16 protein-coding genes are annotated in these 13306 nt (G+C 65.6%); all 16 read left to right on the top strand.

Going from position 1 to position 13306, the window contains the following annotated elements; genetic code table 11:
- Positions 1 to 28: 28 nt before the first annotated feature.
- The 16 genes from K5L94_RS08215 (at position 29) to K5L94_RS08140 (ending at position 13302) form a co-directional block, all read left to right on the top strand.
- Positions 29 to 676, top strand: coding sequence for a hypothetical protein (locus K5L94_RS08215; protein WP_023103919.1), 648 nt, complete (start codon positions 29 to 31; stop codon positions 674 to 676).
- Positions 677 to 738: 62 nt separating this feature from the next.
- Positions 739 to 1848, top strand: coding sequence for a DUF6094 domain-containing protein (locus K5L94_RS08210; RefSeq protein ID WP_028690959.1), 1110 nt, complete (start codon positions 739 to 741; stop codon positions 1846 to 1848).
- 50 nt (positions 1849 to 1898) lie between these two features.
- Positions 1899 to 2219, top strand: a complete 321-nt coding sequence (locus K5L94_RS08205) for a hypothetical protein (RefSeq protein WP_023103917.1) — start codon at positions 1899 to 1901, stop codon at positions 2217 to 2219.
- A gap of 90 nt (positions 2220 to 2309) precedes the next feature.
- Positions 2310 to 2615, top strand: coding sequence for a hypothetical protein (locus K5L94_RS08200; protein WP_023103916.1), 306 nt, complete (start codon positions 2310 to 2312; stop codon positions 2613 to 2615).
- Between the two features lie 135 nt (positions 2616 to 2750).
- Positions 2751 to 5030, top strand: a complete 2280-nt coding sequence (locus tag K5L94_RS08195) for a helicase-related protein (protein ID WP_028690958.1) — start codon at positions 2751 to 2753, stop codon at positions 5028 to 5030.
- 113 nt (positions 5031 to 5143) lie between these two features.
- On the top strand, positions 5144 to 6013 hold the full coding sequence (locus K5L94_RS08190) for a hypothetical protein (RefSeq protein ID WP_028690957.1): 870 nt from the start codon (positions 5144 to 5146) through the stop codon (positions 6011 to 6013).
- 160 nt (positions 6014 to 6173) lie between these two features.
- Complete coding sequence (gene pilL2, locus K5L94_RS08185; protein ID WP_028690956.1) at positions 6174 to 6773, top strand: PFGI-1 class ICE element type IV pilus protein PilL2; 600 nt, start codon at positions 6174 to 6176, stop codon at positions 6771 to 6773.
- Positions 6770 to 7411, top strand: coding sequence for a hypothetical protein (locus K5L94_RS08180; RefSeq protein WP_023103912.1), 642 nt, complete (start codon positions 6770 to 6772; stop codon positions 7409 to 7411). The genes pilL2 and K5L94_RS08180 overlap by 4 nt, the downstream gene beginning before the upstream one ends.
- 14 nt (positions 7412 to 7425) lie before the next feature.
- Positions 7426 to 8151, top strand: a complete 726-nt coding sequence (locus K5L94_RS08175) for a TIGR03759 family integrating conjugative element protein (RefSeq protein WP_042862846.1) — start codon at positions 7426 to 7428, stop codon at positions 8149 to 8151.
- Entirely contained in the window at positions 8133 to 8738 is a 606-nt protein-coding gene (locus tag K5L94_RS08170; protein ID WP_028690955.1) for a transglycosylase SLT domain-containing protein, read from the top strand. Before K5L94_RS08175 ends, K5L94_RS08170 begins: the two co-directional genes overlap by 19 nt.
- Positions 8735 to 9274: an integrating conjugative element protein gene (locus K5L94_RS08165; RefSeq protein ID WP_017515759.1), complete on the top strand. Its 540-nt coding sequence runs from the start codon at positions 8735 to 8737 to the stop codon at positions 9272 to 9274. Before K5L94_RS08170 ends, K5L94_RS08165 begins: the two co-directional genes overlap by 4 nt.
- Positions 9275 to 9278: 4 nt before the next feature.
- Positions 9279 to 11468: a type IV conjugative transfer system coupling protein TraD gene (gene traD, locus K5L94_RS08160; RefSeq protein WP_023103909.1), complete on the top strand. Its 2190-nt coding sequence runs from the start codon at positions 9279 to 9281 to the stop codon at positions 11466 to 11468.
- Positions 11465 to 12214, top strand: coding sequence for a TIGR03747 family integrating conjugative element membrane protein (locus K5L94_RS08155; RefSeq protein ID WP_023103908.1), 750 nt, complete (start codon positions 11465 to 11467; stop codon positions 12212 to 12214). The genes traD and K5L94_RS08155 overlap by 4 nt, the downstream gene beginning before the upstream one ends.
- 98 nt (positions 12215 to 12312) lie before the next feature.
- Positions 12313 to 12696: an integrative conjugative element protein, RAQPRD family gene (locus tag K5L94_RS08150; protein WP_023465080.1), complete on the top strand. Its 384-nt coding sequence runs from the start codon at positions 12313 to 12315 to the stop codon at positions 12694 to 12696.
- Positions 12693 to 12926, top strand: a complete 234-nt coding sequence (locus K5L94_RS08145; RefSeq protein ID WP_009459672.1) for a TIGR03758 family integrating conjugative element protein — start codon at positions 12693 to 12695, stop codon at positions 12924 to 12926. The genes K5L94_RS08150 and K5L94_RS08145 overlap by 4 nt, the downstream gene beginning before the upstream one ends.
- Positions 12927 to 12936: 10 nt before the next feature.
- Positions 12937 to 13302 (top strand): TIGR03745 family integrating conjugative element membrane protein, encoded by a 366-nt coding sequence (locus tag K5L94_RS08140; RefSeq protein ID WP_023835764.1) that lies wholly within the window; start codon positions 12937 to 12939, stop codon positions 13300 to 13302.
- Positions 13303 to 13306 lie beyond the last annotated feature (4 nt).

Genomic DNA, 13306 nt, shown 5'->3' with positions numbered 1-13306 from the left:
CTGTTCCCGCTCATCCGAGGACACCACCATGCCCGCAAACACTTCTTCCACGCTGTACCGCATCGACGAATGCCCGGACGTGATGGCCGACGCCTGCGTTGGCGATGACCAGGGCAACCTGATCTTCCTGTCCATCTGGGCACGCGACACCGCCGTCCAGCAATTCCTCGCTCGCCTGACCCTCGGGCGCGACGAGCAGGGACTGGACCAGTTCCACGTCATCACCGACCAGGGCGGCAGCGTCCCGGTGTTCATCGGCAACGTCGATCGCCTGGAAAAGCGCATGACCCGCGCCTACCGGCGAACGCTGTTCGGTTCGCTGTCCAACGTGTGGCTGTTCGACCGGCGCTGCGTCAAGCCCGACAAGGCCAACGCCAGCGCATTGGCACTGCTGCCGCGCGACAGCGCCCACCGGCTTGACCGCCTGTGGATGCTGGTGCGGGACACCTGCCCGTTGCCGCTACTCGACCACTGGCGCGAGACCGTGCTGGAACTGCTGCAAAGCCGCGAGATGCTGGCCCGCCTTCCGTTCGCCCTCGGGCCGCTGGAAGGCCATCGGCTCGCCATCGACGTGCCGGCGCTGACCCTGGCGCTGGGCTCCCTGATCCGCAGTGACGCGCTCACCGCCTATCCCTATCCGACCAAGATTTGGACGCCGGAAGCGGTAGCGGCTTGACCCCCTCGGAGGCACGTCTCGGCGTGCTTCCGTCTTTCATCCCCGCCAACCAGGAGACTTCCATGGCCCTCATGTTCCCGCGGCTCGCCCGCAATTTCGCCAAGAACGGGTACTACCCGACCGACGAACCCACGCTCGAAAGAGCCCTCAACGCACTGATGCCCAGCGACGGGCCGATGTGCATCCTTGATCCCTGCGCCGGCGAAGGCGTGGCGATCGCCGAAGCCGCCTATGCCCTCGGGCGTGACCAGGCCAAGGCATTCGCGGTCGAGTTCGACGCGGAGCGGGCACGCCATGCCCGAGGCTTGGTCGATCACTGCCTGCACGCGGACCTGATGGACACGATGGTCTCCAAACAGTCCTTCGGGTTGCTCTGGCTCAACCCGCCGTATGGCGACCTGTCCAAGGACGTCAACGGCAACATCGGCTATCAAGGTCAGGGACGTGCCCGCCTCGAAAAGCTGTTCTATCAGCGTTCGCTGTCGCTGCTGCAGTACGGCGGCATGCTGGTCTTCATCGTCCCCGGCTACGTGCTCGACGCGGAGCTGGTTGGTTGGCTGACACGCCACTACACCGATCTGCGGATCTACCGAGCGGTGGAAACGCAGTTCAAGCAGGTGGTGATCTTTGGCCGAAGGGTGCGCCAGCGCGAGCAGGCCCCCGATGGCGTCAAGGCCGTGCGCAACTTGCTGCTGCAGGTTGGGCTTGGCGAAGTCGAAGCCGAGGAACTGCCGAGCGAATGGCCGTTCCTGCCGTACATCGTCCCCGCCAGTCCGGTCGAGCCGGAGCATTTCTTCCGCGTGACGATGGAGCCGGAGCAGTTCGCCGATGAGGTCGGTCGGCTGCAAGGCCTCTGGCCGTCGCTGGACACGCACCTGGGGGCCGCGCAGCAGTCGCTGCGTCCACCGGCGCGAGCCTTGTCCCACTGGCATCTCGCCCTGGCCTTGGCAGCGGGCGCGATCTCCGGCGTTGTGCGCTCCCAGACGGGGCGCGTGCTCGTCGTCAAAGGTGACACCCACAAGGACAAAACGCTCCAGCGGGAATTCACCGAACGCGAAGACGGCTCCATCGCCGAGACCCGCATCCTCACCGACAAGTTTGTGCCCGTCATCCGCGCGTGGGACATGACGCCTGGCTCCGCGACACGGGGCGAGGTGTTGACCATCCGCTGATCCACCGGACGCGCTGCCGTCCTGCTGTACCACATCGAAGGAGAAACACCATGTTCCCGAATCCGTTCAAGCGGCCAGCGCCGCACAAGCAACCGTTGTTCGCACCGAGTACGTTGAAGTTGAGCGAGAAGGTGCATTGGCTGGCCCGAAGAGGCCTGATCGACCCCTTAGCCTATGTCCAGCGCCATGTGCGCGGGGACTGGGGCGAGATCGATGAGGCCACACGCCAAGCCAACGACGTGGCGATCCAACAGGACAACCTGATGATCTCGCAGTTCAGGATCACGCCGGACCTGGCGCTAATCGTCAAGACCAGCGAGGACCACCAGACCACGGTGATCCAGCTTCCCGAAGAGCGGGACCTGATCTGACGTCCCCACATCGTCATCCTCATTCTCCTGACGGAGCCACTTCACTCCGGCAGGGGTGTCGTGGCTCAATGACTCATCAAGGAGGAGCCCATGGCATCACATCGCATCGAAACCTACTGTCAGAACCTGGCGTTCCCCATCGGGGCGCTTATCTTCAGCAAAGGCATTGACCGCCTGGTCCGCTCGGGTCGCCTCGACCCGATCCCGTACTTCAGGCGCCACACCCGTGGCGACTGGGGCGACGTCAACGTCCAGCAATGGCAGGCCAACAGCACCGCGCTTCAATCAGGCGCATCGCTGGCATCGCACTACGTGATCCATCCGGGGCTGGCCATTCGCATCGTTACCGACGCGGAGCGCCACGCCACCGTCATCGTTCTGCCGTCCGAGGACTGAGCACGGTTCAGCCGCTGGCCACCCAGGCCAGCACCTTCAACCACCGTCGGCCACGCGTCGATTTACTTCCCACCACGGGGCATGCCACTGCCCCGCTGGGGGTGGTGCATGCCCCTTTTTCTTTGGAGCATCACCATGTCCCTCGATCTCGAAACCAATGCCGCTGAAGCCGCGCCCGTACAGGGCGAACTGCTCGACGCGGAATCTTCCCCTCTGACCCTGAGCCTTCAGGATTTCGTCGGCGAGTTCGGCGACGAACTGCTCGACGCCCTCAACAGCGCCAACCCGCCGGTCTATACCGGCCAACCGCAAGCACATCGCCAGCTCATCGTCGCCAGCCTCAAGCGCAAGCTGTTCCAGGCCCAGGCCGAAGTCGTCCACGCCGCCGCGGAGCTGCTGATTGACCGTGGCGAGCGCGCCGCGATCGTCAATGGCGAGATGGGCTGCGGCAAGACGACCGTCGGCATCGCCACGGCCGCTGTGCTCAACGCCGAAGGCTACCGCCGGACCTTGGTTCTCTCGCCCCCGCACCTTGTTTACAAGTGGCGGCGCGAGATCCAGGAGACAGTAGCGGGCGCGAAGGTCTGGGTGCTCAACGGCCCCGATACCTTGGTCAAGCTCATCAAGCTGCGCGAGCAGTTGGGTGTGCAGCCGACCGGCCAGGAGTTCTTTGTCCTGGGGCGCGTCAGGATGCGGATGGGATTCCACTGGAAGCCTGTCTTCACCCAGCGGCGCACCCGCCACGGCGACGTGGCGGCCTGCCCGGACTGCGGCACGGTCATCACCGACCTCGACGGCGAGCCGGTCAACCCGGTCGCGCTCGAAGCCGAGGAGTACCGCAGGAAGTGCAGCCATTGCGCAGCGCCCCTGTGGACGCTGATCCGCCCACGCAGCCTGTCCGGCAGCGACCAGTCCTCGGCCGTGCTGAAAGCCTTGAAGCGCATCCCGACCATCGGGGCAGTCACCGCGCAGAAGCTGATGCAGAAGTTCGGAGACGGCTTCCTGGCCTCGATGCTCGGCGACAACATCCATGAGTTCATCAACCTCATGGACGGCAACGGCGAGCTGGTGTTTTCCGACCGTCAGGCCACCCGCATGGAACGTGCGATGGCCAACATGGAGTTCGGCTTTGGCGAAGGCGGCTACCAGCCGTCCGAGTTCATCAAACGCTACCTGCCGCAAGGCACGTTCGACCTGCTCATCGCCGATGAGGCGCACGAGTACAAGAACGGCGGCAGTGCCCAAGGCCAGGCCATGGGCGTGCTGGCAGCGAAGGCTCGCAAGACCTTGCTGCTGACTGGCACGCTGATGGGCGGCTACGGGGACGACCTGTTCTACCTGCTGTTCCGAGCCCTTCCGGGGCGGATGATCGAAGACGGCTACCGCCCGACCACGAGCGGCAGCATGACCTCGGCCGCGATGGCGTTCATGCGCGATCACGGGGTCTTGAAGGACATCTACTCCGAGAGCACCGGCACGGCGCACAAGACGGCCAAGGGCACCAAGGTATCGGTGCGCACGGTCAAGGCCCCGGGCTTCGGCCCCAAGGGCGTCTTGCGCTGCATCCTGCCGTTCACGATCTTCCTCAAGCTCAAGGACATCGGCGGCAACATCCTGCCGCCGTATGACGAGGAGTTCCGCGAAGTCGCGATGGACACGGCGCAAGCCGCGGCCTACCGCGATCTGGCGGGTCGGCTGACCGCGGAGCTGAAACAGGCTCTTGCACGACGCGATACGACCTTGCTGGGTGTGGTGCTCAACGTGCTACTGGCCTGGCCAGATTGCTGCTTCCGGTCGGAGACCGTGGTGCATCCGCGCACGCGCAACACCTTGGCGTTCGTCCCGGCTCAGTTCAACGAGTTCGAGATCAGCCCCAAGGAGCGTGAGCTGATCGACATCTGCAAAGAGGAGAAGGCGCAGGGCCGCAAGGTGCTGGCCTACACGGTCTATACCGGCACGCGCGACACGACCAGCCGGTTGAAGGTGCTGCTGGAGCAGGAAGGCTTCAAGGTGGCGGTGCTGCGCGCAAGCGTGGATGCCAGCCGCCGCGAGGACTGGATCGCCGAACAACTGGACCGTGGCATCGATGTGCTCATCACCAACCCCGAGCTGGTTAAAACGGGACTGGACCTGTTGGAGTTTCCGACGATCGTGTTCATGCAGTCGGGCTACAACGTGTACTCGCTGCAGCAGGCGGCACGCCGCTCCTGGCGCATCGGGCAGAAGCAACCCGTGCGCGTGATCTACCTTGGCTACGCCGGCTCCTCGCAGATGACCTGCCTCGAACTGATGGCCAAGAAGATCATGGTCTCGCAGTCCACCTCGGGCGACGTGCCCGAATCAGGGTTGGACGTCCTGAACCAGGATGGTGATTCGGTCGAGGTCGCACTGGCCCGGCAACTGGTCGCCGCCTGATCCCCACGCCAACGCTGGCCTAACGCCGCCGGCTTTCCGCTGTTCCCACCTTGCAGCCACGTCCACGGTCTCCGTGGGCGTGGCTGCGCTTTTTCGATCCCAAGGAGATTTCCATGAACACCAATACCCAAGCAACGACCAAAGTCGTCAGTGCTCGCCTCACGCTGGACGTGACTTACCTGCTCAACGGCGAGGCCGAATCGGAAATGCTGGCACGGCTGCGCAGCATGTGCGAATACGCCATCGATGAGGGTCTGCTGACCGGCGAGACCGCCGCGGAAGTGGATAAGTGGTCGATCGATGTGTCCGAGCAGCCCTCGGAAGCTGAGAGTGACACCCTGGTAACCGAGATCGCCTCCTTCATGCGGCAGCGCATCGAAGACGGCAATCTGAACGCTGAAGACATCCCCGTGCGCCTGGCGCGCTACGGCCTGATGGCTCCCGAGGCATTCGCCGACGAGATGCGCGAGCGCATGGGTATGGCCGACGAAGAACCCGAGAGTCAGGCTGTCATCCCTCCGACCGAGCCTGCTGAAGGCGGCGAGATCGAGATGCAAGTCGCTGTCGCCTGCGTCGATGCTTCCGGCACCCCCAACATGCCGGTCTTCAAGGTCAGAACCACCCAGGAGGAATACGACCAGGGTGCCCACTACCACAAAGCCAAGGATCTGGCCGAAGAAGCCCGGTACGAAGGGCCGTTCGTCTGCTTCGACGCTGCCGAATATGGCCCCATCCTGTCGGCCGCCCGCGAACTGGGTCTTGTCCCGCAGGTCGTCGTGGTCGATATGACCGACGGCCAGATCCACTCCATCCGCTGCGACACCGGCGAGATCAAAGTCGTCTGCTACGACACCAGCGATACCGACGAGTACTCGGTGGCGATGGCGGACCGGCCGCTCGGCGAGAACGGCCAACTCGTGCGCTGCTGGGCGCATGCCCAACTGGCACAGGTCGATCCTGGCCTGAAGCTGGCTCGGGGTTGATTCGGCAGGGTCCGACCTGCGCTCTCATTGGCCCCTTCGGGGGCCTTTTTCTTTGGAGGGAGGCTGTCGGAAAATCGGACGGGGCGTGATTCGCATTGTTTGCTGCCGCGCACGACCCCAGCGGCGATGGTGAGGGCTCGATGTTTCAGGACGCCGAGCTATGTGCCCCTCTCCACCCTGGTTTCACCATCCCGAACGCCGCCTGCTGACGGGATTTCTCGGCCTGCTTTGGTCGGTACTGGCTGGCGGCTGCGCGACAACGACTGCGCCGCACGCACCCGATGCCTTCGAGGAAGTCTCGACCGCGCCCGAACCCGAAGCGCCCGAGTACATCCCCGTTGTGCGCTATGGGCGCTACACGTTGGTCGAGCTGGCCCCCACGGCGGCGCAGCGCGACCTGCTGTTGCAGACCATCGATGTTTCGATGCCGGCGGATGCCCGCGTCACGGTCGGCGATGGGCTGCGGCACGTGCTCAAGCGCAGCGGCTACAGCCTGTGTCAAACGGCACATGCCGTGATCGAGTTGTATGCGCTGCCGCTGCCGGCGGCGCACCTGCATCTCGGTCCCATGACCTTGCGCGACGCGCTGATCACCCTAGCTGGTCCGGCCTGGGAACTGCACGCGGATGACCGCGCACGACAAATTTGCTTCGAGCGGCCCGGCGACAGCATGGCCGTCGAATCCATGCCTGAACCGGCCGCCGCCGATGCGGTGCAGACCTTCCCACTGATGCCCTCCATTCCAGGCGGCCAGCCATGAACACTCCCCAATCCTCGCGGCGCCCGGCTGCCGCCGTGGTGGCGCAAAGCCTGCTCTGGCTCTGGCTGCTCGGTCTCAGCGTCATCGTGGCCCTCGGCTACCAGGCGATGAGCGACCAGGCCGACGAGGAACGGCTCGACTCCCGTTTGCAACGCCTCGAAGCGCAGGCGGTGGCCTTGGCCGAGACCATCGGAACCATCCAGCAGCGTCCGCAGGTCGCAACGGCGGCGGACCTCAAAGACACCCGCCAAATCCTGGAAGCACGCGCTTCCCAAGTTGAGAAGACATTGAGCAGCTACGCAGCAGCCGACGACCTTCAGGCGCTGCGCGCGGAGATCGAGCAGATCAAGACGCGTCAGACCGCCGCGCGTGCAGCAACACCCGCCCAGCCGCGCACATCGAGCAAGCCCGCCGCCAAGCCTGAACCGCCGCCACTGCCGTTCCGCATCGTCGGCGCCGAACTGCGCGCCGGCCAGCTCAGTGTGTCCGTCGCGCCGAGCAGCGGGGACTTCACGCCCGACCAGCTTCAGGTGCTGTTGCCCGGTGATGCGGTCGGTCCATGGCGCTTGCAGGCAATCGATGGCAGCGCTGCGGTGTTCCAAGCCGGCGAACAGATCCGTCGCGTGGCGATTCCCTGATCGGAGCACACGACATGAAGCCGTCGATCATCCTTTCCGCACTCCTACTGGCTTCAGTCCAGTGGCCCGCGTGGGCGCAACAGCCAGCCACAGCTCCAGCCCGCAATGCGCAGAGCCAGGAGCGCCCGCTGGCCGCCCGCGTCCTGGACGACCGAGTAGCAAGCAACTGGGGGCTCCAACCCCTGGAATGGGCGCGTTACCGCGAGCTGATGGATGGGCCGCTGGGCATCTACTCGCCAAACCTGGACCCGCTGTCTGCCCTAGGCATCGAGGCACGCACCGACGAAGAACGGCGGCGCTATGCAGAGCTGCAGGTGCAAGTCGAGGCTCGCCGCGTCGAGAAGCTGCTCGCCTACCAACGTGCCTACGACGAAGCCTGGCAGCGCCTGAACCCCGGCATGCAGCGCGTGAACCTGCCCGACGACGGGCCGGGCACCGGCACCGCGCGCGGCAGCGGTCGCATGGCGGTGTTCGTCAAGGACGGCTGCGCGGCCTGTGGGCAGCTCGTGCAGCGGCTGCAATCCTCGGGTGCCGAGTTCGACCTGTATATGGTGGGCAGCCGCCAGGACGACGCACGCATCCGCGACTGGGCCAAGCGCGCGCAGATCGACCCGGCGCGCGTGCGCAGCGGCAGCATTACCCTCAACCACGACGGCGGCCGCTGGCTGTCGCTGGGCCTGCCCGGTGACTTGCCCGCGGCTGTGCGCGAGGTGAACGGCCAATGGCAGCGCCAGCCGTAGCGGCCACCTCCTTCTCGCAGCTCTTGTGCGCACTGGTGCTCGCTACCGGCCTGTGCGCCTGCGCCGTCCATGCCCAGGAGATTCCGCCACCTGCCTACCAGCTCGCCGCCCAGCAGGCGGGCATCCCCTCGACCGTGCTCTACGCCGTGGCCTTGCAGGAGAGCGGCGTTCGACGCAACGGGCGCATCGTGCCGTGGCCGTGGTCCCTCAATGTCGCCGGCCAGTCGCGCCGCTTCGCCACGCGCGCCGACGCCTGCTCGGGCTTGCAACAGGCAATGCGTACCACGCCCCACACGCGCATCGATGCAGGCCTGGTCCAGATCAACCTCGGCTACCACAAGCATCGCTTCACCAGCGCGTGCGACCTGCTGGACCCGTATCGAAACCTCGCCATCGCCGCTGAAATCCTGAACGAGCAGCACACGTCCGGCGAAGACTGGCTGCTCGCGATCGGCCGCTACCACCGTCCTGCGGGCGGCGAGCCCGCCGCCCGCTACCGGCGCAGCGTGTCGCGCCATCTCGCGCGTGTGCAGGGCGCACATCCAAACGCCGCGGTGCTCGCCGCGCGCCAGGAGACTTCCCCATGACAAAATCCCATCTGGCCCTGCGGGGCCTGCTTGTGCTGCTGGCAGGTCTGCCGCTGGCATCGCGTGCCGGCGATCCGCTGATCGTGGTCGAAGATCGCGGTGGCACGTCGGCGCTGCCGTACTACGAGGCCCTCAACCTCCAGGCGCGCGCCGATGTCCCGGGCCGGCCGCCCATTCCGACGCCACAGGTTCCCGCCACACCCGCGGACGAGGCAGCGATGCTGCCGGTGCGTAGCGCCAAGCTCACGCCCGGCACCGTCGCGCGGCGCGTGATCGAAGCGCCCGGCCTGCGGCCGTTCGTGGTCATCGGCGACGACGACGCCTCCCGGGCCTGGCTGCAGCGCCGCGGCGTCGCTTTGCGCGAACGCGGCGCGGTCGGCCTCGTGGTCAATGTCGAGACCGCGCAGGGCCTGGCACGGTTGCGTGCCCTGGTGCCGGGCGTGCCGCTCGCGCCCGTAGCCGGAGACGACCTGGCCGATCGCCTGGGGCTGCGGCACTACCCGGCGCTGATCACGGCCACCGGCATCGAGCAATGAAGCCATGTCGGGGAAACAGCCGGTCGAGGTTCTGCTACGCCCAGCGGTGGAGCTATACACCGTCGCGGCGTGTGCAGGCGCCGCGTTTCTGTGCCTGGTGGCCCCATGGTCGCTCGCGCTGAGCCCGTCGATGGGCGTCGGCAGCGCGCTGGCTTTCGGCGCTTACGGCGCGATCCGCTATCGCGATGCCCGCGTGATCCTGCGCTACCGACGCAACATCCGCCGCCTGTCGCGCTACGTGATGACGAGCAAGGACGTGCCCGTCAGCCAGCAGCGGCTTTTCATCGGGCGCGGGTTCCTGTGGGAACAAAAACACACCCATAGGCTGATGCAGACGTACCGGCCGGAGTTCCGCCGATACGTCGAGCCGACGCCTGCCTACCGGCTGGCACGGCGACTGGAGGAGCGGCTGGAGTTCGCGCCGTTCCCGCTATCCCGGCTGTCCGCGCTCACGGGCTGGGATGCTCCTTTCAACCCGGTGCGTCCGCTGCCGCCTGTGGGCGGCCTGCCACGCCTGCACGGCATCGAACCGGACGAGGTGGACGTCAGCCTTCCGCTCGGCGAGCGTGTCGGGCACTCGCTGGTGCTGGGCACCACGCGCGTGGGCAAGACGCGACTGGCCGAGTTGTTCGTGACCCAGGACATCCGCCGCAAGAGCGCTGCCGGCGAGCACGAAGTCGTGATCGTCATCGACCCCAAAGGGGATGCGGACCTCTTGAAGCGCATGTATGTCGAGGCCAAGCGCGCCGGCCGTGAAGGCGAGTTTTACATCTTCCACTTGGGCTGGCCGGAGATCAGCGCCCGCTACAACGCGGTGGGCCGATTCGGTCGCATCTCGGAAGTCGCCACCCGTATCGCAGGGCAACTCTCCGGTGAAGGCAATAGCGCGGCCTTCAGGGAGTTCGCGTGGCGCTTCGTCAACATCATTGCTCGTGCCCTGGTGGAACTGGGACAGCGCCCGGACTACATGCTGATCCAGCGGCACGTCATCAACATCGACGCGCTGTTTATCGAGTACGCCCAGCACTACTTCGCCAAGACCGAGCCCAAGGCCTGGGAGGTGATCGTCCAGATCGAGGCCAAGCTCAACGAGAAGAACATCCCGCGCAACATGATCGGGCGAGAGAAGCGCGTGGTTGCGCTGGAGCAGTATCTCTCCCAGGCGCGCAACTACGACCCGGTGCTCGACGGACTGCGCTCGGCAGTTCGGTACGACAAGACCTACTTCGACAAGATCGTCGCGTCATTGCTGCCGTTGTTGGAAAAGCTAACCAGCGGCAAGATCGCGCAGCTCCTGGCACCGAACTATTCCGACCTGGCCGACCCGCGCCCGATCTTCGATTGGATGCAAGTCATCAGGAAGCGCGCCATCGTCTATGTGGGACTGGACGCGCTGTCCGACGCCGAGGTTGCCGCAGCGGTCGGCAACTCCATGTTCTCCGACCTGGTTTCGGTCGCGGGCCATATCTACAAGCACGGAATCGACGATGGCCTGCCAGACGCCTCGGCTGGCGCGCGCGTACCGATCAACGTCCATGCGGATGAATTCAATGAACTCATGGGTGACGAATTCGTGCCGCTTATCAACAAAGGCGGCGGCGCCGGGCTGCAAGTCACCGCGTACACGCAGACCCTCTCGGACATCGAGGCCCGCATCGGCAATCGCGCGAAAGCTGGCCAGGTGATCGGCAACTTCAACAACCTGTTCATGCTGCGCGTGCGCGAGACTGCCACTGCCGAACTGCTGACGCGGCAGTTGCCGAAGGTCGAGGTCTATACCACTACCATCGTCTCCGGGGCAACCGACAGTTCGGACATCCGCGGCGCGACGGATTTCACGTCGAACACCCAGGACCGCATCAGCATGTCCAGCGTGCCGATGATCGAGCCATCGCACGTAGTCGGCCTGCCAAAAGGCCAATGCTTCGCGCTGCTGCAGGGCGGCCAGCTTTGGAAGGTTCGCATGCCGCTGCCGCTACCAGACCCGGATGAAGTGATGCCGACGGACCTGCAACAACTGGCAGGGTACATGCGCCAGAGCTACAGCGAGGCTACGCAGTGGTGGGAGTTCACCAGTTCCCCGGCCTTGCAGGATGCGGCCTTGCCCGATGACCTGCTGGATGATGCTGCTCCAGCCGAGCCTGCTGCGGTGGCCACCGACACCGACCACAGTGGCGACGAGGCCGCGCCGTGAAGGACGCCGCCTCGACCGCGCAGCGGGAGCAGAATCAGCGCCAGGGCCTGATCGTCGGCACCATCACCTTGCCGTTTCGCTTGCTTGGAGTGCTGATCGGCTCGCTGCTGTTCTCGATCGTGGTGGAGTGCGTCGGCATGCACCTGTTCTGGAAGGACCAGGGCTGGCGCCATTCCCAGCAGATGTTGCAGTACGAGCTTGGGCATCTGTCCAACCACTTCACGCGCAGCGTGGTCGTGCAGGAGCCGGGGCGCACGGCGCACGAGTTGGTGGATACAGGCTACGAATGGGTGTTTGTTCGCTCCGGGCTGCTGGCGCGCATGAGCCAGACCGCCGAGCGCGTCCGCGCGCCCAGCCACGAGCAGGCGCGCAACTTCCGCTACTACATCAGCCAAGCCTATGTCTGGGCCGAGAGCTACCTGATCGCCGCGGCCTTCACGACGCTGACCTTCCTAGTGCGCCTGCTGGTCCTGGTGCTCACGCTGCCACTGATCTTCACGGCTGCTTTCGTCGGTCTGATTGACGGTCTGGTGCGACGTGACGTGCGCAGGTTCGGCGCGGGCCGCGAATCCGGGTTCATCTACCACCGCGCGAAAGCCAGCCTTATGCCCCTGGCCGTGCTGCCGTGGATCACGTACCTGGCACTGCCGATCTCGGTGCATCCATTGCTGATCCTGTTGCCGAGCGCCGCCTTGCTGGGACTGGCCGTGAGCCTGACTGCGGGCAGCTTCAAGAAGTACCTCTAGCCGATCAATCCGGTCATCCGCAGGTTCCTATTGTTTGCGGCCTGAAACAGCCCTGATCTCCACGATCTAGCCATTGCTGATCACACAGGAATGGCGCGATGTTGGCTCCGATCTGGCTGCGCGCCGCGCATCGCGGCGTGCCCACTTTTCTCGTGACGGCCCTTGTGTTGGGCCAGTCCTCGATGGCCTTGGCCGAGTCCCCAGCGCAGCGTCAGGAGCTGGTCGCAGCGCTGCGCCAACTCGACGCGCTGGAGCGCACGGTCGCCGACAGCGCCGCGCATGCCCCCATCCAGCCGGGCGAGCGCTACCACTTCGACTACCCGAGGCTGCTGGCTGACCTGGCGCGCGTGCGCGCCGGCATCCAGGCCCATCTCACACCGTCGCGCGCCCAGCCGCGCGACCCGTCCGAATTGGCCGGCGACTACCGCACGGAGCGGGTCGTCCCGCCATCACCGCCGACGACCGCGGAGGGCAAGCCATGAACGGCGCCCAGGTCTCGGCATTTCAAGCCAACAGCGGCATCGCACCTTCAGCGATGGCGACCGTCCTGGTCGGCGTCGTGTTCGCGGTCCTGCTCGTCTGGGGCGTCTGGGCCATGCGAACGGCCTACGTGGGGTGGTCCGAGAGCCGCCTCAACCAGCGCCAGTTCCTCGGCGTCTGCATCCGATTCGTCGCGATGTACCTCGTCCTGACTTTCTTCCTCCTCTCCTGACCTGAAAGGCATGACCATGCAAAACCGCATCCTCAATTCCCGTCTTGCCCAGCGCGCCGCCGTGGCCCTGGGCGCCGCTGCGCTGCCCGTGCTGTCGTTCGCGCAGGGTCTGCCGCAATTGGAGAACCCGACCCGCGGCACGGGCAACGGCATCATGGAAACGATCCGCAACTACGGCTACGACATCATCATGCTCGTAGCCCTGCTGGTGGTGGCGTCGATGTTCATCGGCGTGTGCTACCACGCTTACGGGACCTACGCGGAAATCCACACAGGCCGCAAGACGTGGGGCCAGTTCGGCCTCACGGTCGCCATCGGCGCCGTCCTGCTCGTGATCGGCATCTGGCTGCTCACCGAAGCCACCGGCATCCTGTAAGGCG

It is taken from the genome of Stenotrophomonas forensis, from assembly GCF_028752115.1.
In the GTDB taxonomy this organism is placed as follows: domain Bacteria; phylum Pseudomonadota; class Gammaproteobacteria; order Xanthomonadales; family Xanthomonadaceae; genus Stenotrophomonas; species Stenotrophomonas forensis.
This window is presented reverse-complemented; position numbering and strand designations above follow the sequence as displayed.